At 64.0% G+C, this 21,474-nt stretch carries 21 protein-coding genes; 12 read left to right on the top strand and 9 right to left on the bottom strand.

The genetic code is table 11. The features are described from left to right. Window positions 1-12 precede the first annotated feature (12 nt). Window positions 13-984 (bottom strand): S1C family serine protease, encoded by a 972-nt coding sequence (locus IVA74_RS03420; RefSeq protein WP_247339869.1) that lies wholly within the window; start codon window positions 982-984, stop codon window positions 13-15. A gap of 284 nt (window positions 985-1,268) precedes the next feature. On the opposite strand from IVA74_RS03420, the gene IVA74_RS03425 reads away from it, so the two are divergent. The 6 genes from IVA74_RS03425 to IVA74_RS03450 all read left to right on the top strand — a co-directional run bounded on the left by IVA74_RS03425 (window position 1,269) and on the right by IVA74_RS03450 (window position 8,573). Continuing rightward, the gene (locus tag IVA74_RS03425) at window positions 1,269-2,687 is read left to right on the top strand and encodes a M20 family metallopeptidase (RefSeq protein WP_247339870.1); all 1,419 of its coding nucleotides are present in this window, start codon (window positions 1,269-1,271) and stop codon (window positions 2,685-2,687) included. Window positions 2,688-2,949: 262 nt separating this feature from the next. Then, window positions 2,950-4,740, top strand: coding sequence for a peptide ABC transporter substrate-binding protein (locus tag IVA74_RS03430; RefSeq protein ID WP_247339871.1), 1,791 nt, complete (start codon window positions 2,950-2,952; stop codon window positions 4,738-4,740). 30 nt (window positions 4,741-4,770) lie between these two features. Further along, the gene (locus tag IVA74_RS03435) at window positions 4,771-5,730 is read left to right on the top strand and encodes an ABC transporter permease (RefSeq protein WP_247339878.1); all 960 of its coding nucleotides are present in this window, start codon (window positions 4,771-4,773) and stop codon (window positions 5,728-5,730) included. Beyond that, window positions 5,696-6,613 (top strand): ABC transporter permease, encoded by a 918-nt coding sequence (locus tag IVA74_RS03440; RefSeq protein WP_247339880.1) that lies wholly within the window; start codon window positions 5,696-5,698, stop codon window positions 6,611-6,613. Before IVA74_RS03435 ends, IVA74_RS03440 begins: the two co-directional genes overlap by 35 nt. Beyond that, window positions 6,613-7,608: an ABC transporter ATP-binding protein gene (locus IVA74_RS03445; RefSeq protein WP_247339882.1), complete on the top strand. Its 996-nt coding sequence runs from the start codon at window positions 6,613-6,615 to the stop codon at window positions 7,606-7,608. The genes IVA74_RS03440 and IVA74_RS03445 overlap by 1 nt, the downstream gene beginning before the upstream one ends. Next, window positions 7,605-8,573, top strand: a complete 969-nt coding sequence (locus IVA74_RS03450) for a dipeptide ABC transporter ATP-binding protein (protein WP_247339884.1) — start codon at window positions 7,605-7,607, stop codon at window positions 8,571-8,573. The genes IVA74_RS03445 and IVA74_RS03450 overlap by 4 nt, the downstream gene beginning before the upstream one ends. Before the next feature lie 24 nt (window positions 8,574-8,597). Here IVA74_RS03450 and IVA74_RS03455 read toward each other — a convergent pair whose 3' ends face one another. The 7 genes from IVA74_RS03455 to IVA74_RS03485 form a co-directional block, all read right to left on the bottom strand. Continuing rightward, window positions 8,598-9,245 (bottom strand): HAD family phosphatase, encoded by a 648-nt coding sequence (locus IVA74_RS03455; protein WP_247339987.1) that lies wholly within the window; start codon window positions 9,243-9,245, stop codon window positions 8,598-8,600. A gap of 171 nt (window positions 9,246-9,416) precedes the next feature. Beyond that, on the bottom strand, window positions 9,417-9,638 hold the full coding sequence (locus IVA74_RS03460) for a dodecin (protein WP_247339886.1): 222 nt from the start codon (window positions 9,636-9,638) through the stop codon (window positions 9,417-9,419). A gap of 343 nt (window positions 9,639-9,981) precedes the next feature. Next, window positions 9,982-10,539: an HNH endonuclease gene (locus IVA74_RS03465; protein ID WP_247339888.1), complete on the bottom strand. Its 558-nt coding sequence runs from the start codon at window positions 10,537-10,539 to the stop codon at window positions 9,982-9,984. A gap of 223 nt (window positions 10,540-10,762) precedes the next feature. Continuing rightward, a complete protein-coding gene (locus IVA74_RS03470; RefSeq protein WP_247339889.1) occupies window positions 10,763-11,740 on the bottom strand; it encodes a peptidyl-alpha-hydroxyglycine alpha-amidating lyase family protein in 978 nt (325 codons plus the stop codon). A 61-nt stretch (window positions 11,741-11,801) separates the two neighbouring features. Continuing rightward, on the bottom strand, window positions 11,802-13,571 hold the full coding sequence (locus IVA74_RS03475; RefSeq protein WP_247339890.1) for an NAD(P)/FAD-dependent oxidoreductase: 1,770 nt from the start codon (window positions 13,569-13,571) through the stop codon (window positions 11,802-11,804). A 76-nt stretch (window positions 13,572-13,647) separates the two neighbouring features. Further along, window positions 13,648-14,733, bottom strand: coding sequence for a DUF2855 family protein (locus IVA74_RS03480; RefSeq protein ID WP_247339891.1), 1,086 nt, complete (start codon window positions 14,731-14,733; stop codon window positions 13,648-13,650). A gap of 91 nt (window positions 14,734-14,824) precedes the next feature. After that, window positions 14,825-15,472: a DNA-3-methyladenine glycosylase 2 family protein gene (locus tag IVA74_RS03485; protein ID WP_247339893.1), complete on the bottom strand. Its 648-nt coding sequence runs from the start codon at window positions 15,470-15,472 to the stop codon at window positions 14,825-14,827. A gap of 112 nt (window positions 15,473-15,584) precedes the next feature. Here IVA74_RS03485 and gluQRS point away from each other — a divergent pair, with 112 nt between their 5' ends. Then, window positions 15,585-16,457, top strand: coding sequence for a tRNA glutamyl-Q(34) synthetase GluQRS (gene gluQRS, locus IVA74_RS03490; protein WP_247339894.1), 873 nt, complete (start codon window positions 15,585-15,587; stop codon window positions 16,455-16,457). A 104-nt stretch (window positions 16,458-16,561) separates the two neighbouring features. After that, a complete protein-coding gene (locus IVA74_RS03495) occupies window positions 16,562-17,857 on the top strand; it encodes an ATP-binding protein (RefSeq protein ID WP_247339895.1) in 1,296 nt (431 codons plus the stop codon). Here IVA74_RS03495 and IVA74_RS03500 read toward each other — a convergent pair. Further along, a complete protein-coding gene (locus tag IVA74_RS03500; RefSeq protein WP_247339897.1) occupies window positions 17,784-18,677 on the bottom strand; it encodes a YihY/virulence factor BrkB family protein in 894 nt (297 codons plus the stop codon). The genes IVA74_RS03495 and IVA74_RS03500 overlap by 74 nt on opposite strands. 204 nt (window positions 18,678-18,881) lie before the next feature. Between IVA74_RS03500 and IVA74_RS03505 the strand changes: the two genes are divergently transcribed. From IVA74_RS03505 to IVA74_RS03520, 4 genes are all read left to right on the top strand, one after another. Continuing rightward, a complete protein-coding gene (locus IVA74_RS03505; protein WP_247339988.1) occupies window positions 18,882-19,076 on the top strand; it encodes a twin transmembrane helix small protein in 195 nt (64 codons plus the stop codon). A gap of 1 nt (window position 19,077) precedes the next feature. Further along, a complete protein-coding gene (locus IVA74_RS03510; RefSeq protein WP_247339901.1) occupies window positions 19,078-19,650 on the top strand; it encodes a cob(I)yrinic acid a,c-diamide adenosyltransferase in 573 nt (190 codons plus the stop codon). Between the two features lie 123 nt (window positions 19,651-19,773). Then, the gene (locus IVA74_RS03515; RefSeq protein WP_247339903.1) at window positions 19,774-20,523 is read left to right on the top strand and encodes an electron transfer flavoprotein subunit beta/FixA family protein; all 750 of its coding nucleotides are present in this window, start codon (window positions 19,774-19,776) and stop codon (window positions 20,521-20,523) included. Beyond that, the gene (locus IVA74_RS03520) at window positions 20,523-21,473 is read left to right on the top strand and encodes an FAD-binding protein (protein ID WP_247339904.1); all 951 of its coding nucleotides are present in this window, start codon (window positions 20,523-20,525) and stop codon (window positions 21,471-21,473) included. The genes IVA74_RS03515 and IVA74_RS03520 overlap by 1 nt, the downstream gene beginning before the upstream one ends. Window position 21,474 lies beyond the last annotated feature (1 nt).

Below are 21,474 nucleotides of genomic sequence, written 5' to 3' on the forward strand. Positions count from 1 at the left end.
GAGTTCGGTTTGTCAGTGCAGCTTCGGCGCCTTCAAGAGCTTGAAGCGATCGGTCGAGGTCACCGTGACGTCGAAGGTGACGCCTTCATGATGGACAGTCAGCGGCACGTCGACGCCGGCTGCGCCGAGCCCCCACAGCTTGTTGTAGAAGCCGGTCTGGCTTGTGACCTTCTCGCCGTCCACGGCGAGGATGACGTCGCCGGTCTTGAGCTCGGCACGGGCGGCCGGGCCGTTGGCGGAGATCCCGATCACCACCACGCGGTTGTCGATCTCTGTCGAATAGAGTCCGAGCCATGGCCGTGCCGGCTTGTTGACGCGGCCGAACTTGCGCAAATCATCCAGGATCGGTTTCAACAGGTCGATCGGTACGATCATGTTGACGTGCTCGGCTTTGCCGTCGCGCTCGCGTTCGAGCTGGAGCGAGCCGATGCCGATCAGCTCGCCGCGCTCGTTGAGAAGCGCCGTGCCGCCCCAGTTCGGGTGTGCGGGAAGGGTGAAGATGGCCTCGTCCAGCAGATATTCCCAATAGCCGGCGAACTCCTGCTTGGCCACGATCTGGCTCGCAACCGAACGCGTGCGTCCGCCGGCGCCGCCGACCACGACGCGGTCGCCGAGCCGGGTCTCGGCCGAGATACCCAGCGGCAAGGGTTCGACGTCGAGCTGGCCGAGCGCCTGCACCAGGCCAAAGCCAGTGACAGCATCGAAGCCGAGCACATGTCCCTCCACCACGCGCCCGTCTCCGACATGCAGCCACACGGACTCTGCTTCGGTGATCAGATAACCGATGGTGAGCACCAGCCCGTCGTCGATCACGACGCCGTTGCCGGCGCGTTCGGTGCCCAGTGTCTCGGCGCTGAAGGCGTCCGGCGGGATGATGGCATGCAGGCCGACCACGGACGCGAGCGCGCGGTCGAGATCGAAACCATAATCGCTCGCACGCGGCTGATTGGCCAGCGGTACTCTCCATTCGGTCAGGGCGGGCATCGAGTTCTCCTGGCTGAGAGTATTGCTCCGCCGTGGCTAGCGGAACGGCGCGCGAAGCACGCATAATTTAGGCTGGAGGGGGCGGTCTTGAAAGCCTCGTTCCCCAACAATTCCGGAGAACGCCGTGTGAAATCTTTGAACGGCAATGGAACGGTTCATGCTCGGTCGGCAGGGCGGCCTCCGGCATTGGCCGCATGGCTGCTGTTCGGCGAGGTGCTAGGCGCGGTACAATGAAGCTGCTAACCATTGCCGTTTCGTTTGACGCAGGGATCACGGACCGAAGCATGGACAACCGCAGCGACATCTGGCGTGGCATCGACACGATCAAGGCGCGTTTCATCGACCTCAGCGACAAAGTCTGGGGCATGCCCGAGGTGTGCTACACCGAGGCGCGGTCAGCCGCAGAGCATCTCGCCGAGTTGCGTCATCAGGGCTTTCGCATCACCGAGAACGTCGCGGACATTCCGACCGCGGTGTTGGGCGAGTGGGGTGAGGGCGGACCGGTCATTGCCTTCATGGGGGAATATGACGCGCTGCCGGGCCTGAGCCAGGAGGCGGGCGTCGCGGAACATCGGCCAATTGAGACCGGTGGCCATGGCCATGGCTGCGGTCATAATCTGCTCGGCTCGGCGGCGCTGCTGGCCGCGACCGCGGTGAAGGACTGGCTCGCCGAGAACAAGTTGCCGGGCCGCGTGCGTTATTACGGCTGCCCGGCGGAAGAAGGCGGCGCAGCAAAAGCATTCATGGTCCGCTCCGGCGCGTTCGAGGACGCTGATGTCGCCATCACCTGGCACCCGAGCAGCTTATGGGAGGTGGCGGTGACGCCGTCCCTCGCTAACACGCGCGCCGATTTCATCTTCACCGGCCGTACCTCGCATGCGGCAGCCTCGCCGCATCTCGGCCGCTCCGCGCTCGACGCGGTGGAGCTGATGAATGTCGGCGTGAACTATATGCGCGAGCACATGCCGAGCGATGCTCGCGTCCACTACGCGGTGCTCGATACCGGCGGGATCGCGCCGAACGTGGTGCAGGCCCACGCGCGTGTGCGCTATTCGATCCGCGCCCGCGACCTGTCCGGCATGAACGAGCTGGTCGGGCGCGTGAACAAGATCGCGCAGGGCGCAGCCCTGATGACAGAGACCAAGATGGAGATGAAGGTCATTTCCGCGGTCTCCAACATCCTGCCCAATGCTCCCTTGGAGCAGGCGCTGCACCGGGTCATGGAAGAGCTCGGCCCGCCGCATTTCGACGACGCCGACAAGACCTTCGCGACCCAAATCCGCGCGACGCTGAGCGACAAGGACATCGCCGCGGTCTATTATGCGATCGGCATGGAGCCGACCGATCGGCCGCTGGCCGACTTCCTGGTGCCGCTCGATGCCAAGCGTAACCCGCAGGTCGGCTCGACCGATGTGGGTGATGTGAGCTGGGTGGTGCCGACCGTGCAGGTCCATTCACCCACGGTTGCAATCGGCACGCCTTTCCATACCTGGCAGGTGGTTGCGCAGGGCAAGAGCGCGCATGCGCACAAGGCCATGGTGCAGGCCGCCAAGGCGATGGCCGGCATCGGCATCAAGGCGTTGACGGAGCCGGAGCTGATCAAGGCCGCCAAGGCTGACCTCGAGAAGCGGACGGCCAGGACGCCTTACGTCTGTCCGCTGCCGGACCACATCGCGCCACCGCTCGACATGTCCGTGGCGTAGAATTTCGCCTCGATACTTCGTCTGATCCGGCGAACAAATTTTCTGCAGTGCAGCGCGGAATCCAGCTTGTTTTGATGCTGGATTGCCGAACGGATGGGCTGCGGAATATGGTTTTGCCCAACAGACAGTCAGAAGACCGTTTGCATACACACGCTCGCTGTTGACGCGCACCCCATTCGGTGTGCCATCTACCGCCAGCCAAGCCCGGTGGTCGCCTCGCGCGACCGCCTGCATCCATACGGGAACCAGACGGGGGACAACCATGCTGGATAAAGAACTACGTTCGATGATCGGTGACGTGAAGGACGGGCGGATGGATCGCCGCGGCTTCATTCAGCGCCTGGCTGCCGTGGGTCTCACCGCGCCGCTGGCCAACCAGATCCTCGCGCTTGGCGGTGTCGCGATGGCTGAGGGCGTCTCGACCTACAAGCCGACCAAGCGCGGCGGCGGTGGTGCGCTCAAGCTGCTGTGGTGGCAGGGGCCGACCCTGCTCAATCCGCATTTTGCCACCGGCACCAAGGACCAGGACGGCGCGCGCCTGTTCTACGAGCCGCTCGCCTGTTGGGATCCCGACGGCAACATGAAGCTGGTTCTGGCCGCCGAAATTCCCTCGATCCAGAACGGCGGCCTCGCCGCCGACGGCAAGTCGGTGACCTGGAAGCTTAAACCCGGCGTCAAATGGCATGACGGCACGCCGTTCACAGCCGACGACGTCGTGTTCAACTGGGAATATGGCAAGGATCCGGCGACCTCCGCGCTGACGATCGGGACGCTCCGCGACATCACGGTCGAGAAGGTGGACGACCTCACGGTCCGCATCGTCTTCAACAAGCCGACGCCGTTCTGGGCCGATGCCTTTGTCGGGGCTCCCAATACCCTCATCCCGAAACATCTGTTCAAGGACTATATGGGGTCCAAATCGCGGGAGGCGCCGAGCAACCTCTCGCCGGTCGGCACCGGCCCCTACAAGTTCGTCGAGTTCAAGCCGGGCGATCTTGTCCGCGGCGTGATCAATCCCGATTATCACATGGCGAACCGCCCCTATTTCGATTCGATCGAGATGAAGGGCGGCGGCGATGCCGTCTCTGCCGCGCGCGCGGTGATCCAGACCGGCGAGTATGATTTCGGCTGGAACATTCAGGTCGAGGACGACGTGCTGCTGCGCCTGGAGAAGGGCGGCAAGGGAAAGACCGTCTACGCAGTCGGCGGCGACACGGAGTTCATCGCACTGAACTTCACCGATCCCAACACCGAGGTCGATGGCGAACGCTCTTCGATGAAGACCAAGCACCCGCTGTTTTCCGATCCGGCGGTGCGCAAGGCACTCTCGTTGCTGATCGATCGCGAGTCGGTCAAGAAGGCGATCTACGGCCGCGCCGGCCGGACCTCCGCCAACTTCCTCAACGGGCCGGAAAAATTCGTCTCCAAGAACACCTCGTGGGAGTTCAGCGTGGAGAAGGCCTCGAAGATCCTCGACGATGCCGGCTGGAAGCCGGGCGTCGACGGCATCCGCGAGAAGGACGGCAAGAAGCTGAAGCTCGTCTACCAGACCTCGATCAACGGCCCGCGCCAGAAGACCCAGGCGATCGTCAAGCAGGCCTGCCAGAAGGCGGGCATCGACGTCGAGCTGAAATCGGTCGTGGCCTCCGTGTTCTTCTCCTCCGACGTCGGCAATCCCGATACCTATTCCAAGTTCTACGCCGACATGGAGATGTTCCAGATCCCGCTGAGCCAGCCCGATCCGTCGCAACACATGCGTCGCTACCTTTCGAACCTTGTCGCCACCAAGGAGAACAAGTGGCAGGGCACCAACTTCCCGCGCTGGGTCAACAAGGACTACGACGCGACCATCCAGGCCGCCGACGGCGAGATGGATCCGGTCAAGCGCGCGGCGCTCTACATCAAGGCCAATGACCTCATGTACCAGGACACCGTGTTCATCCCGGTGCAGCACCGCCTGAAGGTCGAGGCGGCCGCCACCAATCTGCGCCCGGTCATTTCCGGCTGGGCCAACGAGACCGATAATTTGTTCGACTGGTATCGCGAGGAATGATCACGCGCGCCTAGAGCGGTTCCTTCCCTCATGAGTCAGTATGTCCTGCGTCGCCTCCTGATCGCGATTCCGAGCCTGCTCGGAATTTCGCTCGTGCTCTTCGTCGTGCTCGCATTAGCGCCGGGCGATCCGTTCTCGGAACTGGCGACCAATCCGAACGTGCCGCCCGAAGTGCAGGCCGCGCTTCGGGCGAGGTTCGGCCTCGACGATCCGATCTACCTTCGTTACCTGCACTGGCTCAACGCCATGCTGCACGGCGACTGGGGTTTCTCCTTCGTCAGCCGGATGAACGTCGACACGCTCATTCTCCAGCGACTGCCTACGACGCTCTACGTGATCGGATCGGCGCAGATTCTGGCGCTCCTGATCGCGATCCCGGTCGGGGTCTATGCCGCGACGAAACCTTATTCGCTGTTCGACCAGGTTGCCAACACGCTCGCCTTTGTCGGCTTCTCGCTGCCGACCTTCTTCACCGGCATCCTGTTCATCCTGATCTTCTCGGTCACGCTGGACTGGCTGCCTTTCGTCTACACGACCGACATCAAGGGCACGGGGGTTCACTGGGTGCTGGAGATGATCCGTCAGGCGATCATGCCGGTAGCGGTGCTCGGCCTGTTCCAGGCTGCGTCGATGACGCGCTTCGTGCGCTCGGCGATGCTCGACGTCATTCGGCTGGATTACGTCACCACCGCGCGCGCCAAGGGCATCGGCCAGCGACGGGTGATCGTCAAGCACGTGATGCGCAACGCGATGATCCCGGTCGTCACGCTCATCGCGTTGCAAATCCCGGCGGTGTTCGGCGGCGCCATCGTCACCGAGCAGATTTTCCGCATCCCCGGCATCGGCTCGCTGCTGATCTCCTCCATCCTTTCAAACGACACGCCGGTGGTGATGGCCGTCACCTTCGTCTTTGCGTGCCTCGTCGTGCTGTTCAATCTCATCGCGGACGTTCTTTATGGCTGGCTTGACCCTCGCATCTCCCTCCGCTGAGCGGCGGGTCTACTCGCCCTGGCGCGAGACGTGGCGGCGCTATAGCCGCCACAAGCTTGCCGTGGTCAGTGCGTTCCTGCTCCTCATTCTGATCCTGGCGGTGGTGGCCGGCCCCTTTGTCTGGCGGGTCAAGATCGACGACATCGATATCGTGGCGGGCATGCAGGGGCCGTCGCTGGCCCATCCCTTCGGCACCGACGATCTCGGACAGGACATCCTCGCCCGCATGATCTATGGCGGGCGCATCTCGCTCGCGGTCGGACTCGCCGCGATGCTGGTCTCGGTCTTTGTCGGTGTGCTGATCGGCTCGCTTGCCGGCATGTCGCGCGGTGCGCTCGGGCATGGGCTGATGTGGCTCACCGATCTCTTTTTGTCGCTGCCGCAATTGCCCCTGCTGTTGTTGCTGATCTATCTGTTCCGCGACGGGCTGAAGGCCGCGTTCGGCCCGGAGGGCGGCATTTTCATCCTGATCGTGCTCGTGATCGGTGGCTTGCGCTGGATGCCGGTCGCCCGGCTCGTTCGCGCGCAGTTCCTGTCGATCCGTGAGAAGGAATTCGTCGAAGCCGCGCGCGCGCTCGGGGCGAGCCCGGTGCGGCAAGTGGTCCGCCACATCCTGCCCAATGCGCTCGGTCCGGTGATCATCGCCGGCACCATCGACGTCGCCGCCGCCATCATCGCGGAATCGACGCTGTCCTTCCTCGGCCTCGGCTTCCCTCCGGATACACCGACCTGGGGTCGGCTGCTCTATGACGCCAAGGACTTCCTCGACATCGGGCCGCACTGGGCTCTGTTTCCGGGCGGCGCGATCTTCATCGCGGTGGTCGCCATCAACTTCATCGGCGATGGCCTGCGTGACGCGCTCGATGCGCGGCGGGTGATCTGATGGCGCCGCTGCTCGAGATCAAGGGACTGAAGACCCACTTCTCCACCGACGACGGCATTCTCCAGGCCGTCGACGGCGTCGACATCTCCATCAACAGGGGCGAGACGCTTTGTGTCGTCGGCGAATCCGGCTGCGGCAAGACCGTCACCGCGATGTCGATCCTGAAGCTGATCGCAATGCCGCCGGGCCGCATCGCTGCGGGCGAGATCATCTTCGAGGGCCGCGATCTGGTGCCGCTGACGAGCCGTCAGCTCGACGAGATCCGCGCCAAGGAAATCGGCTTCATCTTTCAGGAGCCGATGACTTCGCTCAATCCGGTGCTCACCATCGGCGAGCAGATCGCCGAGAGCCTGCGCCGCCACGAAGCGGTGACCAGGAAGCAGGCGCTCGAGCGCACCATCGAGATGTTGAAGCTGGTGCAGATTCCCAACGCCGAAGGCCGCGTGCACAACTATCCGCACCAGTTCTCCGGCGGCATGCGCCAGCGCGTGATGATCGCGATGGCGCTCGCCTGCAAGCCGAAGCTGATCATCGCCGACGAGCCCACCACGGCCCTCGACGTCACCATCCAGGCGCAGATCCTCGACCTGCTCCAGGATATGAAGGAACGCTTCGGCATGGCGGTGATGCTGATCACCCATGCGATGGGCGTCGTCGCCGAGACCGCGCAGCGGGTCGTCGTGATGTATGCCGGCAAGGTGGTGGAGGAGGCGCCTGTCGACGACCTCTTCAGCAATCCCGGCCATCCCTATACGCAAGGACTCATCCGCTCGATCCCGCGCATCGATCTCGACAGCGAGCACAAGACGCGCCTGGAGGCGATTGGCGGCTCGGTGCCGATCCTGATCAATCCGCCGGTCGGCTGCCGCTTCGCCCCGCGCTGCCGCCACGCCATGAACGTCTGCACCGAGAAGGAGCCGCTGCTGCGCCAGATCGCGCCCGGCCACCGCATGGCCTGTCATCTCGGCGATACGCAGTTGGAAGGTGCGGCATGAGCGAACCCCTGCTGCGCGTCAGCGGCCTGAAGAAATATTTCCCCGTACACGGCGGGCTGTTGTCGCGCCAGGTCGGCAGCGTCTACGCGGTCGACGGCGTCTCGTTCTCGGTCAATCGCGGCGAGACGCTCGGCCTCGTCGGCGAATCCGGCTGCGGCAAGTCGACGACGGGACGCTGCGTGCTGCGCCTGATCGAGCCGACCGACGGCGAGGTGGTGTTCGACGGCCAGGACGTCCGCCAGCTCGGCGGCACCGATTTGCGCGCGATGCGGCGGAACATGCAGCTCGTGTTCCAGGATCCCTTCGCCTCACTCAACCCGCGCATGACGATCGGCGCGATCCTCGGCGAGGCGCTGATCATCCATAAGCTTGGCTCATCGGCCAAGGAGCGTGAGGATCGCGTCGCGAGCCTGCTGGTGAAGGTCGGGCTCAAAGCCGAGCATATGCGCCGCTATCCGCACGAATTCTCCGGCGGCCAGCGCCAGCGCATCGTGATCGCGCGTGCGCTCGCGGTCGAGCCGAAGCTGATCGTCTGCGACGAACCGGTGTCGGCGCTCGACGTGTCGATTCAGGCCCAGGTCATCAACCTGCTGGAAGATCTTCAGGCCGAGTTGAACCTCACCTATCTCTTCGTCGCGCATGATTTGTCGGTGGTCGAGCACATCTCCGACCGCGTCGCGGTGATGTATCTCGGCCGCATCGTCGAGCTTGCCAAGGCCAGCGATCTCTATCGTAACCCGCAGCATCCCTACACCAGGGCGCTGTTGTCCGCCGTGCCAGTGCCCGATCCCAGGCTCAAGCGCGAGCGCATCCGTCTCAAGGGCGACGTCCCGAGCCCGATGAAGCCGCCGTCAGGCTGCCACTTCCACACCCGCTGTCCGATCGCCCAGCCGCGCTGTTCGGAGAGCGCCCCTGAGCTGAGGGAAGGCGCAGGGGGGCATTTTGTGGCGTGCCATCTGGCGTGAGGCCGAGGAAAGCGAAGCGCGCATTCATGCATGAAGCAGGCCGTACTCCGAAAGGGCCAGCCTGAAAGTCTCCACCGAGGTGTGGTGATGCGCGAACAGACCCGCTTCGCGCGCGCCGGCGACATTGGCCACGAGATCGTCGACGAACAGAACGTTCTCCGGCCTCACGTCGAGCTCCGACAGACAGAGGCGGTAGCAGCGCGGGTCCGGCTTCGCCGTCTTGAACCGGGCCGACGTGTAGATTCGCGCGCCGAACAGCGGCGGCAATTCCGGCAGCAGCATATTGATATGGTCGGCGACCAGCGTGGTGTTGTTGGTCAGGACGGCAATGTCGACGGCTTTACATAAGCTGCCGGCAATCTCCAGCATCTCAGGATCGGCTTGCATTGAACGGCGTCGCGCCTCGATCCACTCGTCCAGTGACAGCGGATAGCCGATGCGCTCGCCGAAACCCCGCAAATAGTCCCCGGCATCGAGAGTGCCGGAATCTCCGAGCAGTTCGAAGCCGCTGTCCCAGATCGCCTTGTGGACGAATTCGCTCGTGGCCCCCGCAAGCTTCGCCAGCCATGCGACACGCTTTCCCCTGTCGTAGTCGCAGAGGACATTGTCCATGTCGAAGAGGACGAGTTTGATCCCACCAGTCACAGCAGCACGCTCGGATTGGCCGAACATCCGGCCGTGATCCTTAGTCATATCTTGCCCGAACCCAGGAGACAAATGCGAGACAGCGCCGGATTGCTGAGCGCCCAGAGTTCCGTCTTTATGGCCGCCGCGTGCGTCGCGAACGTCATCCGCAGCTGCGGCGGTCAGGACAGGGTGCACGACGCCTGGCGTTGCCGTGTATCATCCATCCAGCGTGAAGCCGACGCGCAGCGTGACCTGGTAGTGGCGCACGGCACCGTTCTCGATGTGGCCGCGCGTCTGCACCACCTCGAACCATTTCATCTCGCGAAGAGTCTTGGCGGCACGGCTGATCGCGTTCTTGATCGCATCCTCGATCGAGGTCTCCGACGATCCGACCAGTTCCAGGATTTTGTAGACGTGATCCGTCTCGCTTGTAGGCATAACCATTCTCCCCTTTTGCTGTGGCGAGGCCGTATATGTCTGTCGCGGACAGTCGGCGCTCGCAAGACATCCGGCCTCGACTCTGAACGGATGCCGGCGCTTCGGGTTCCGTCCCCCGGCGCTCGCCCCGCTAGGCCCTGTCCATGGCCGTGGCTTCTTTTTTTAAGCGCACGGAAATGTGGGTCGCGCCTGCGCACTGCGCTCCCGAATTGGCGCACGGTCGCGGGGCTGCTCTTGCCCGTTCCGATGCGAGCGAGCGGCGCGTACCGAAACTCAGTGCGGCGTTCTATCGCGACGTGGTGGCAAGGAATGCGATCGGGGTGTGAGGCGCTGCCTCTGAACCCTACGGATCCAGCTCCGTGTCCCAGTAGAGATAATCCAGCCAGCTATCATGCAGATAGTTTGGCGGAAACAGCCGGCCGTTGCGGTGGAGCTGGTGCACGGTCGGCGCGAAGGCGTGCTGGCGCGGAAACATTTTTGCCTGGACCGGCGTGAGATTGCCTTTGCGCAAATTACAAGGCGAGCAGGCCGCGACCACGTTCTCCCAAGTGGTCTGGCCGCCTTTGCTGCGCGGGATGATGTGGTCGAAGGTGAGGTCTTCGGGCGAGCCGCAATATTGGCAGTTGAAGCGATCGCGCAGGAAGACGTTGAACCGGGTGAAGGCGGGGTGGGTGGTCGGCTTGACGAAGGATTTGAGCGAGACGACGCTCGGCAGCTGCATTTGCAGCGTGGGACTATGCACCGCCTGATCGTAATGCGCGACGATGTTGACGCGGTCGAGGAACACCGCCTTGATCGCGTCCTGCCACGACCACAAAGACAGTGGATAGTAACTCAGCGGCCGGAAGTCCGCATTCAGCACCAACACCGGCCAATGACCATGCGAGACATGTGCGTTCAAGTAACGCTCCTGGCCTCCAAATGTACGCTGCGAAGCAGCATGTACTGACATACTACATGCAGCGTGACGGGATTGTGAAGCCCGTTGAGCGAGTTATTCCGGCGCAAAGCAATGCGGCCGGGGAGTGGCAAAGCGCTCAAAAACGCCGTGATTTGCGGGAATGAGGACGACGTCGGGGGAGCCGGCGTCTTCCTGACAGCGCGTCGCGGCGTTGCTGGGGCAGCTACTCCCGCACCCGCTCCAGCTTCTGCAAACATCGCGTCCCGCGCACCGCCGCCGGCATCTCCTCGTCCGGAAAGCTGGTCTTCCAGTCGGTGACGCCGACCTCGCCGACATAGATGTCGCCTCTAGAATCCAGCGCGATGCCGTGCGGGGCCAAGAACTTTCCGCTCGCAACGCCGGGGCCTTCCTCGCCGCCGAGCCGCGCGATGCGGTTGCCCTTCGCATCCACGATCGACAGCCGCGGGCCGAGATTGGGCACCTTGCGGTTGACGGCGAGGCCGGGGCCGAGTTCCCCGATGACGAAGGTCGGGGTTTTGCCGCCGCCGCAACAGCACAGCGCGCAGGGGCGGTGCAGATTGTTCCACTGCGTCTCGTACCTGCCGTTGCCGTCGAACACCTGCACGCGGTGGTTCTCACGGTCGGCGACATAGACAAAACCGTCGGAGTCGGTGGCGATGTTGTGCACGATGTTGAACTGGCCGGGATCGGTGCCGGGCTCACCCCAGCTCTTCATCAGCTTGCCATCGGGCGTGAACTTGTGCACGCGCGCATTGCCATAGCCGTCGGAGACATAGATTTCGCCCTTCGGCGACAGCGCGGTGTGGGTGCAGCGGTGGAAGGGATCGCCGCTCATGAACGGTGATGGTTTTTCGGGAATGCCGATCGTCAGGAGCACCTTGCCGTCGGTGGTGCATTTGCGCACGGTGTGGTCGCCGTCGTCGGTGCAATAGAGATTGTCGTCGGCATCGATGTGCAGGCCATGGGCGCGCGAGAACAGACCTTCGCCCCAACTGCCGAGAAAACTGCCCTCGCGGTCCAGTACGACCATCGGATGGGCCCCGCGATTGAAGACGTAGGCGCGGTCCTTGCTGTCGACCGCGACCGAAGCGACGTCGGTGAGCTGCCATCCGTCGGGAAGTTTCGCGAAGTTTTCGACGACGCGGTAGCGATGTTCGCCGGTGCCGAGAATGGCTGGCATGGGTGGTCCCTTCCTATAGCTATTTCTGTCGTGCTCGTTTGCATCCGCAATGACGAGAGGCTCAAGTTGCGCCCGCCTCACGCGCCAAAATCCCTTCCTCGATCGCCTTGATCTGGAGTGCGAGATATTTCGAGTTGATCCGGCATTGTGCGAGGCTGCCGGCGATGAACCAGAGGCCGGGCTGCCTGGTGCGCGCATACATGTTGCGCAGCTCGAGGCCGTCGCCAAAGCCCCAGACCGGGCCGACCCGGTCGGCGACGTGGTCGCCGAACAGTTTCCGCACCATATATTCCTGCGTCTTGTAACCGGTCGAGAGCACGATCAGGTCGGCCGGAAGGGTCGTGCCATCCTTCATTCGCGCGCCCTCGGTGACGAAACCCTCGATATCGGAAAACTGCCTGAGCTTGATCGCGCCTTCGGCGATCAGGTTGGAGCATCCGACGTTGAAGTAATAGCCGCCGCCGCGGGTGAGGTATTTGAACTGCCAGCCGGTGCCGGCCTCGCCGAAATCGAGCCTGAAGCCGACGCGGGAGAGTCCGTCGAGCAGCTCCTTGTCGAGCTCCTTCGACTGCTCCGTCAGCATCACATGGGTCTTCTTCGCGAGCGGCGTCGGCATCGAGGTCGCGATCAGATCATTGTCCTCGAGCGTGCCTTCGTTGTAGGTGGCATAAGCAAGTTGGGCCGACGGCTCGATATTGGTGACGAGCGTGGGTGAACGCTGCACCAGCGTCACTTCCGCGCCACTGGAGTGGAGATCCTGCGCGATGTCGTGGCCGCTGTTGCCGGTGCCGATGACGATGGCGCGCCTGCCTGTCCAGTTCTCGCCGTCCTCGTAGCGGCTCGAATGCAGCAGCGTGCCCTTGAAGTTATCGAGGGTCGGAATAACAGGCACATTTGCGATGCCGCTGACGCCGGTCGCCATCACCACATGGCGCGGATGCATGATGCGCTTGCTGCCGTTGGCGTGCCGCAGTGTGACCGTCCAGTGGCCTTTTGCATCGTCGTAGGCGCCGCCCTCGAATTCGGTGCCGGTCCAGAAGTTCAGCTCCATCGCATCGACGTAAGCTTCGAACCAGTTGGCGAGTTTGTCCTTGGGGATATAGGTCGGCCAGCTCGGCGGAAACGGCATGTAGGGCAAATGATTGACCTGCACCTGGTTATGCAGGGTCAGCGCGTGATAGCGCTTGCGCCAATTGTCCCCGATCCGCGCCTCGCGATCGACGATCAGGGTGTCGACTCCCAACTGCTTCAACCTTGCCGCAATCGCAAGGCCGGCCTGGCCGCCGCCGACCACCAGCACGACGGGATCGCGATTAGTGTAGTCGCGCGAGGCGTTGCGCAGGTCGAGCCAGTTCGGTCCACGGAAGTCGCGCGAATAGGCCTGGCCGCGCGGCCGCGAGGTGCCGATCTGTTCCTCGAACCCTTTGAGCTCGTCGAGCGCGGTGAGTAGCGTCCACGCTTTCAACGGGTCGCCGTCGGCAGCGTCGGGCATAAGCCTGACGATGCCGCTGCCGCGTCCCAGTACGGTTTCGAAATTGAAGATTGCTTCGATATTGTTGGTGCCGGCGCGCGTCACCCAGCGCGGCGGCGCACGGTTCGGTGCGATCTTGAAGCTGCCCGGCGCGACCTTTGCCGCAAGCGTTGTCAGCTCCCGCTTGATCGAGTCGCCACCTGCGATAGTTTGCAGGTTCCAGCTCAGTGCCAGCACGTCGCGCCAATAGCTTTCGACCAGGAACAGCCCATCCAGCGTGCCGGCCTCACCCAGCGTGCGCTCGAACTGATCAAGCCAGGCTTGCGCAGATGCATAAATATCCTTGGTCTTGTCGAGCATGCGCGACCTCTTGCCGTCTTCGCGGCGTTTCCTCTGAGGTCGACGCTATACTGGATAAGCCTACGCCAAAAGCGCTTTACCCGAGCAGCGAGAGCATGTGGCCCTGCTCAGGCGGAATACGGCCCTTCAGCGTGTCGAGGTAGATTTGTCGCACCGCCTCGGGGCCGTGGCTATCGACCACGGTCAGGCTTCTCTCCAGGAGCGACGCAAAGCCGGACCATGCCGTACCAAAACGTTGCTCGATGCCGCCCGGGCCCCATTCCTTGGCGCGCTTGCGGATCTGGTCGGGCGCGAAGAACCAGCGCGGTTTGGCACCGGGTAATTCGCCTTCGTCGGCGTCAGTGGCGCGATGCGTCAATCCGACGCGCACCGAGCATTTCATCCGCTCACCGAAATGTCCGTGCAGTCCGGCGCGCAACGCACTGTTGCCGGCCATGTCGACAAAGGCGACGGGAACGTCCGGCGGCAGCGACGTCACGCGGTCATAGGTGACGATCTGGTCATAGCGGCCGAGCGACGTGACAAAGTCCGTGTTCCCGGCCGAGGTCAGTCCGATCACCCTACGGCCGCGCGTGTGCAGGAGATGTGCGAGCCCGAACGCGGTCTTGCTTGAAGCGCTCGACAGCAGCACGGTCCGCGCGCCGAAATCGTCGTTCTCGGCGAGAAAATCGTCGACCAGGAACGACAGCATGAATAGCGGCCGCAGCAGCGCCTGAAGGTCGCCCTGATGGCCGGCAAAGGCAGGATCGCCCGTAACGCGGGAATAGAGATTGTAGACCGGCGACACCTGCTTGCGATGCTCGGCGCCGTCACGAAGAGCGCGCTTATTGACGTCCGCGGCCTCAATGACGAGATGCGTCGCCATCGGGAAATAGCCGAACAGCCGCTCGCCCACGGCGACGTTCGGATGCCTGGAGGCAATCACCTCGCCAAAGCCCCACACCGGAATGTTGCCAAAACCGTTCGGCGCGGGAAAGAGCTGCCAGTATTTCAACTCGTCGCCCATCACCGCATAAGTAATGTTGTTGGCGGTGAAGGCGAAGCGCTCGACCTTCACGAGCAGGGCGTCAGGCGGCAGCGCATCCGCGCCGGGAAGCTCGGTCGCGATCACCTTGCACTGGTCGAGGTCATCTTTCGCAACGACGAAGTCGATCGATGTCATGGCTTTGATCCCGGCTCTGTTCGTCGGCATCTCATCATTCACCGATGATGCTTTTGCAACAGCAACATAGTTTAAAACGCCGTTCGGCTGCTCAGGCCGTCAGCACGCCCTCGCGCTTTTTCACCGCGCGGTAGTAGCTCCACCACAGATGCGCGGCGGCGCCGCGCAGGGGACGCCAGGGTTCGGCGAGCGGCACCATCTGCTTCTCCGTCGGCCGCGCCGGCAAACCCAGCCCGATGCGGATGCCTTCCTGCACGGCGAGGTCGCCGGCCGGCCAGGCGTCGCCATGGCCGAGGCAGAACAGCAGATACACGTCTGCGGTCCAGGGGCCGATGCCGGGCAGCGAAATCAGCGTGTGATGCGCGGCGTCGGCATCTTCCTCCGCCAGCACGTCGAGGTTCACGCGCTCCGCGATGATCTCGCGCGCAAGATGTTTCAGCGTCTTGATCTTGGCGGCGGACAGACCGAGCCGCCCTAGCCGGTCGGTGCGGGCGCGGCGCACCGCCTCATGATCGAACGGATCAAACGCTGTGGACAGCCGCCCCCAGATCGCCCCGGCGCTCGCGGTCGAGAGCTGCTGCCCGCAGATGATATGCGCGATCCCGGCAAAACCCGGCTCGCGCCGCCGCAATGCCGGCATGCCGGCCGTCGCGAGCACCGGCTTGAGCCGCGGATCGCGCTTGATCAGCGCGTGGACGGCCTCTTCGAGATCGGACTGGGTTTCGAGGTGGATGGTCATTGCTTGCTCAACTCGTCATGCGCGGGCTTGACCCGCGCATCCATCTCCTATCGTAACAGAGTCTTGGAAGATGGATGATCGGGTAAGCCCGGCCATGACGAGATCTGTGCATATGTCGCCACCCGTTTTCCGATTTGCCCCCAGTCCGAACGGCTACCTGCACCTCGGCCACGCCTATTCGGCGCTGTTGAATTCCGACCGCGCGCGCGACGCCGGCGGGCGGCTGTTGCTGCGGATCGAGGATATCGATGCGACGCGCTGCCGGCCGGAGTTCGAGACGGCGATCTACGAGGACCTCGCCTGGCTCGACATTGCCTGGGAGACGCCGGTGCGGCGGCAGTCGGAGCATCTCGGCGAGTATCGCGCGGCGCTGGACAGGCTCTCGGCGCTCGGCGTGGTCTATCCCGCCTTCGAAAGCCGCGCCGAGATCGCAAGGCGGGTTGCGGCCCGCGAAGCGGATGGGCCATGGCCGCGCGATCCCGACGGCGCGCCGCTTTATCCCGGCGACGGAAAATCGCTGTCCGCCGGCGAGCGCGAGCGGCTCATCGACATCGGTGCGCCTTATGCGCTTCGGCTCGACATGGCGGCCGCCTGCCGCCGCGCCGCCGGCCTGACCTGGAACGAGCTGGGCGCGGGGCCCGATGGTGAGCGCGGCATCGTCCCGGCGCGGCCAGAAGCCTGGGGCGACGTCATTCTGGCCCGCAAGGAGACCCCGACCAGCTACCATCTGTCGGTGGTCGTCGACGACGCGCTCCAGGGCGTCAGCGAGATCGTACGGGGCCAGGACCTGTTTCACGCCACCTCGGTGCACCGCCTGCTTCAGATACTGCTCAGCCTGCCGGAGCCCGCCTACCACCATCACCGGCTGATTTGCGACGAGATGGGGCGGAAGCTGTCGAAATCGACCCGGGCGACCGGTCTGCGCGAGTTGCGCGCGGCAGACGTCACGCCGGCCGGTATCCGCCGGTTGGTGGGATTAGGTTAAGTTTCTCTGGGGGTTAGCCAAACGCCGCCGTGACTCCGGGCGTGCCGCCATGCCATGCTCGCGCGACGGCCCGGGGTTCGAAGGGGATACTTCGAAGGGGAGTTATGGCGGCGAAAACGCGCGCAGCGCGCACTACGCGGACGTCCAAGCGAGTGGCTCGGAAGCGGTCAGGGCCGGCCGCCCGGCTGCCTAAGCGCAGCACCAAGGCGGCCAAGCCGGACGTAGTCCAGGCCGCGCTTGCCGCCTTTGCCCATGAAGTCCGCACCCCCCTGACCGGTATTCTCGCGATCAGCGACCTGCTCGCGACCTCCGATCTCGGCGAGCGGGAACGGCGCTGGGCCGACACGATCAAGGCCGGTGCCGAGCATCTGGCCAGCCTTGCCACTCTGTTCGTGGATGCGGCCAGATCCAGCAAGGGGGCCGGCAAGGGGGTCGGGGGTGGAAGCACGCTGCGGCAGGATTTGTTCGACCTGCGGACGCTGGCCCGCAACGCCGGCGATTCGCTGGCCGGTCGCGCTGCGGCCAAGGGCCTCCAGGCCGAGGTCGACATCTCCGAGAAGCTGCCGGGGCTGGTGGTCGGTGATCCCGTCCGCCTTCGGGCAGCACTCGAGAATCTGATCGACAATGCCGTGAAATTCACCGAGCACGGCGGCGTGGCGCTCGCGGTCGCGCCTTGGCGTTCCGCCAAGAGCAAGGACAAGAGCAAGGGCAAAACAAAGGGCAAAGGCAGGGTCGGTGTCGCCTTCGCGGTGTCCGACAGCGGCATCGGCCTCACCATGGCCGAGATCAAGCGGCTGTTCCGCCCGTTCACCCAGGCCAATGTCACCATCGCCTCGCGCTTCGGCGGCGCGGGCTTGGGCCTGTCCTCGGTGAAGCAACTGGCGCGCGCGATGGGCGGCGACATCACCGTCGCCCCACGTCGTGGTGGCGGCGCCACCTTCACGCTGACGATGTCACTGGACGCGACGGGATCGGGCAAGCCCCGCAAATCGAAGGGCGAAGCCGAGGCGGATGCGGTCGCGGCGCTGCGCGTGCTCAGCGTCGAGGACAATCCGTTCGGCCGCGTCGTGCTCAACACCATTTTGACAGAGCTCGGCCATCATGCCGAATTCATCGGGCGCGGCGAAGACGCGGTGAACCGGCTCGCGCAGGGTGCGTTCGACGCGGTGCTGATGGATATGGTGTTGCCTGGCATCAATGGCGTCGAGGCGATCAGACGGATCCGCACCATGGCAACGCCGCTGGCTCAGATCCCCATCATCGGGGTGTCCGGTCGCGGCGAGGACGAAGTCGCCTCACGCGAGGCCGGCGCCGACGCTTTTCTGGTCAAGCCTGTGTCTCCGCGGGCTTTAGCGACTGCGCTGCTTGAAGCGACACGCCGTGAGGAAGCCGCGACTTGATGATCGCGGCGTTGAGCTCGCCGCCGAAAACGAAGATCGCGGCGATGAAGTACAGGAACACCAGCGCGATGATCACCGAGGCGAGCCCCGCATACATCGTCACGTAATTGTTGGCGAAGCGCGCCAGATATTGCCCGAACACGATGCCTGATATCAGCGACGCCACGATGGTGAACACGATGCCGGGCAGGATCTGGAGGAAGCCGCGCCGCCCCGCCGGCAGCCAGGCGTGCAGGATGAGCAGCGCCACCACCAGCGCGCCCACGGTGATGCCGTAGCGCAGCCAGGTGAGGATGCTCTCGTTGGACTCGACGAACAGCGGAATGTGGCGCCGCGCCGCCTCGATGAGGAGCGGGCCGAGCACGATCAGGAACGCCATGGCAAGTGCTGTGAAGGCGGCGACCAGCGTGTAGCCGATCGACTCCAGACGTAGCCAGTACCAGCGCCGCATCTCGACCACCGCATAGGCGCGGTTCAACGCGACCCTGAGTGCCTCGACGCCGTTCGACGCGAAGTAGACCGACAGCACTGCGCCGACGGTCAGTACGCCGGAGCGGGTCGTGGTGAGAACGTCGTGCACCTCGCCCGAGATCGAATCGGAGACTTGCTTGGGCCAGACCTGAAGCATCAGGCTTGCGGCCTGGTCCGCGAGTTCCTTGGAGCCGAAGAAGCCGGCCAGCGAGGTCAGCACGATCAGGAACGGGAACAGCGCCATCAGCGTCGACAGTGCGATGTGGCTCGCGATCGCCCAGCCATCGTCGGCCAGGAACGTGTAGAACGCGTCCATCACGACGACGTAGATGGTGCGGATCGCCTTCACGCGCCACCTACACTGCTGTTGCCACTTCTTCTTGCCGCGCGCGGGGAGCGCATTCCGGCCTCGCCCCGCAAGCGGGGATCGGCGAGGAGGATGGGCAATTCGCGCAAATCCAGATTCATCCAGCTAGCTTCTGATATTATTGGCTTAAAAGCCAGATCGGGAACGCCATGGCGGACCGGCGCGCAGGGTGTTATCTACCCTCGGATGGCATCCCTCCTGAGTACTTTCATCCTGCCGATCGCGGTCGGCGCCGTGGCGTTGGTGCTGCTGCTCGGTCTCATCAACATGATGCGCGGCGGCTCGCCCAACACCTCGCAGAAGCTGATGCGCTGGCGCGTGCTGCTTCAGTTCGTGGCGATCGTCATCGCGATGCTCGCCGTGTGGGCGATGGGGCGTTAACATGGTCGTGCTCAACCGCATCTATACGAAAACCGGTGACGACGGCACGACAGCGCTCGGCTCGGGCGAGCGCCGGCCGAAATACGATCTGCGCATCGAGGCCTATGGCACGGTCGACGAGACCAATGCTGCGATCGGCGTCGTTCGTCTGTACACAAAGGACGCGTCCGAGCTCGACGCGATGCTCGGGCGGATCCAGAACGATTTGTTCGATCTCGGCGCCGACCTTGCGGTCCCGGAGCGTGAAGGCAAAGCCGAGCGGCTGCGGGTGGTGGCGAGCCAGGTTGAGCGGCTGGAGCGCGACATCGACGCGCTCAACGACAAGCTGATGCCGCTGACTTCCTTCGTGCTGCCGGGCGGGACGCCGGTCGCCGCCTACCTACACGTCGCCCGTACGATTTGCCGCAGGGCGGAACGCGTGATGGTGGAACTGGCAGCCCGGCCCGGCGAGCCCGTCGGCGCGGCTGGCATCCAGTATATGAACCGTTTGTCCGACTTTCTGTTCGTGGCCAGCCGTGCTGCCAACCATGACGGCGCCGGCGACGTGCTCTGGGTTCCCGGGCAGAATCGCTGACCCATTGAGGGGCATACTTCTGGGGGCAAAATTAGCCCCCTTCGCGCGTTGACCGGGCCTGATCAGGCCTTTAGGTTCCGCGCCAGTTGATAACCCCCTCCTGAATTGAGTGAAAGAGGATCGATGAAGGTCTTGGTGCCGGTAAAGCGGGTGGTCGATTACAACGTCAAGGTTCGCGTCAAGAGCGATGGATCGGGCGTTGAACTCGCCAACGTCAAAATGTCGATGAACCCGTTCGACGAAATCGCAGTCGAGGAAGCGCTGCGCCTGAAGGAAGCCGGCAAGGCGACCGAAGTCGTGGTGGTCTCCATCGGACCGGCGCAGGCGTCGGAAACGATCCGCACCGGTCTCGCCATGGGCGCCGATCGCGGCATCCTGGTGAAGGCCGACGGCGCGGTCGAGCCGCTCGCGGTCGCCAAGATACTGAAGAAGATCGCAGACGAAGAGCAGCCGGGCCTGATCATTCTCGGCAAGCAGGCGATCGACGACGACAGCAACCAGACCGGCCAGATGCTGGCCGCGCTGCTCGGCTGGTCACAGGCGACCTTTGCATCGAAGCTCGAGGTCGATGGTTCTGACTTCAAGGTCACCCGCGAAGTCGACGGCGGCTTGCAGACAGTGAAGCTGAAGGGACCGGCGATCGTCACCACCGATCTCCGTCTCAACGAGCCGCGCTACGCCTCGCTGCCCAACATTATGAAGGCCAAGAAGAAGCCGATCGCGGACAAGAGCGTTGCCGACTACGGCGTCGACGTCACCGCACGCCTCGAAGTTCTCAAGACGACGGAGCCCGCGGGCCGCAAGGCCGGCGTCAAGGTCAAGGACGTCGCCGAGCTGGTGTCGAAGCTCAAGAACGAAGCCGGGGTGCTCTGATGACGACGTTGCTGATTGCCGAAAACGAACAGGAGGTCCTCAAGGACTCCACCAACAAGGCGCTGACCGCAGCTTCCCAGCTCGGCGGTGACGTCCACGTGCTGGTTGCCGGCGGCGGGCAGGGCACCAAGGCTGCGGCGGATACTGCCGCGAAGCTTGCCGGAGTCGCCAAGGTGCTCGTCGCCGAGGGCGACCTCTACGCGCACGATCTTGCCGAGCCGCTGGCCGCCCTGATCGTCTCGCTGGCCCCGTCCTATGACGCGTTCGTCGCTCCCGCGACTTCGCGCTTCAAGAACGTGATGCCGCGCGTCGCCGCGCTGCTCGACGTCATGCAGGTCTCGGAGATCACCAAGGTGGTCGCCCCCGACACCTATGAGCGCCCGATCTATGCCGGCAACGCCATCCAGACGGTGAAGTCGAAGGACGCCAAGAAGGTCATCACGGTGCGCACCTCCACCTTCGCTGCGGCGGGTGAAGGCGGCAACGCGTCGGTCGAAAGCGTCGCAGCGGCCGCCGATCCGGGCCTGTCGTCCTTCGTCGGCGAGGAAGTCGCCAAGAGCGACCGTCCGGAGCTGACCTCGGCCAAGATCATCGTTTCCGGTGGTCGTGCCATGCAGAGCCGTGAGAACTTCGCAAAGTACATCGAGCCGCTCGCCGACAAGCTCGGCGCCGGCGTCGGCGCTTCGCGGGCGGCGGTGGATGCCGGCTATGCGCCCAACGACTGGCAGGTCGGCCAGACCGGCAAGGTCGTGGCCCCCGAGCTTTATGTCGCGATCGGCATTTCAGGCGCGATCCAGCATCTGGCCGGTATGAAAGACTCCAAGGTGATCGTCGCGATCAACAAGGACGAGGACGCGCCAATCTTCCAGGTTGCCGATTACGGCCTGGTCGCTGACCTCTACCAGGCGGTTCCGGAGCTGACGGCCGAACTCGGCAAGCTCGGCAAGTAAA

Source organism: Bradyrhizobium sp. 132 (genome assembly GCF_023074185.1).
In the GTDB taxonomy this organism is placed as follows: Bacteria; Pseudomonadota; Alphaproteobacteria; order Rhizobiales; family Xanthobacteraceae; genus Bradyrhizobium.

What these genes read in the sequence shown, in the direction of transcription:
- IVA74_RS03430 (WP_247339871.1), top strand. Translation starts at nt 2,950, where the DNA reads ATGCTGGATAAAGAACTACGTTCGATGATCGGTGACGTGAAGGACGGG.
- IVA74_RS03425 (WP_247339870.1), top strand. Translation starts at nt 1,269, where the DNA reads ATGGACAACCGCAGCGACATCTGGCGTGGCATCGACACGATCAAGGCG.
- IVA74_RS03480 (WP_247339891.1), bottom strand. Translation starts at nt 14,733, where the DNA reads ATGACATCGATCGACTTCGTCGTTGCGAAAGATGACCTCGACCAGTGC.
- IVA74_RS03470 (WP_247339889.1), bottom strand. Translation starts at nt 11,740, where the DNA reads ATGCCAGCCATTCTCGGCACCGGCGAACATCGCTACCGCGTCGTCGAA.
- IVA74_RS03515 (WP_247339903.1), top strand. Translation starts at nt 19,774, where the DNA reads ATGAAGGTCTTGGTGCCGGTAAAGCGGGTGGTCGATTACAACGTCAAG.
- IVA74_RS03505 (WP_247339988.1), top strand. Translation starts at nt 18,882, where the DNA reads ATGGCATCCCTCCTGAGTACTTTCATCCTGCCGATCGCGGTCGGCGCC.
- IVA74_RS03485 (WP_247339893.1), bottom strand. Translation starts at nt 15,472, where the DNA reads ATGACCATCCACCTCGAAACCCAGTCCGATCTCGAAGAGGCCGTCCAC.
- IVA74_RS03445 (WP_247339882.1), top strand. Translation starts at nt 6,613, where the DNA reads ATGGCGCCGCTGCTCGAGATCAAGGGACTGAAGACCCACTTCTCCACC.
- IVA74_RS03450 (WP_247339884.1), top strand. Translation starts at nt 7,605, where the DNA reads ATGAGCGAACCCCTGCTGCGCGTCAGCGGCCTGAAGAAATATTTCCCC.
- IVA74_RS03420 (WP_247339869.1), bottom strand. Translation starts at nt 984, where the DNA reads ATGCCCGCCCTGACCGAATGGAGAGTACCGCTGGCCAATCAGCCGCGT.
- IVA74_RS03455 (WP_247339987.1), bottom strand. Translation starts at nt 9,245, where the DNA reads ATGTTCGGCCAATCCGAGCGTGCTGCTGTGACTGGTGGGATCAAACTC.
- IVA74_RS03520 (WP_247339904.1), top strand. Translation starts at nt 20,523, where the DNA reads ATGACGACGTTGCTGATTGCCGAAAACGAACAGGAGGTCCTCAAGGAC.
- IVA74_RS03510 (WP_247339901.1), top strand. Translation starts at nt 19,078, where the DNA reads ATGGTCGTGCTCAACCGCATCTATACGAAAACCGGTGACGACGGCACG.
- gluQRS (WP_247339894.1), top strand. Translation starts at nt 15,585, where the DNA reads ATGTCGCCACCCGTTTTCCGATTTGCCCCCAGTCCGAACGGCTACCTG.
- IVA74_RS03460 (WP_247339886.1), bottom strand. Translation starts at nt 9,638, where the DNA reads ATGCCTACAAGCGAGACGGATCACGTCTACAAAATCCTGGAACTGGTC.
- IVA74_RS03440 (WP_247339880.1), top strand. Translation starts at nt 5,696, where the DNA reads ATGGCTGGCTTGACCCTCGCATCTCCCTCCGCTGAGCGGCGGGTCTAC.
- IVA74_RS03495 (WP_247339895.1), top strand. Translation starts at nt 16,562, where the DNA reads ATGGCGGCGAAAACGCGCGCAGCGCGCACTACGCGGACGTCCAAGCGA.
- IVA74_RS03475 (WP_247339890.1), bottom strand. Translation starts at nt 13,571, where the DNA reads ATGCTCGACAAGACCAAGGATATTTATGCATCTGCGCAAGCCTGGCTT.
- IVA74_RS03435 (WP_247339878.1), top strand. Translation starts at nt 4,771, where the DNA reads ATGAGTCAGTATGTCCTGCGTCGCCTCCTGATCGCGATTCCGAGCCTG.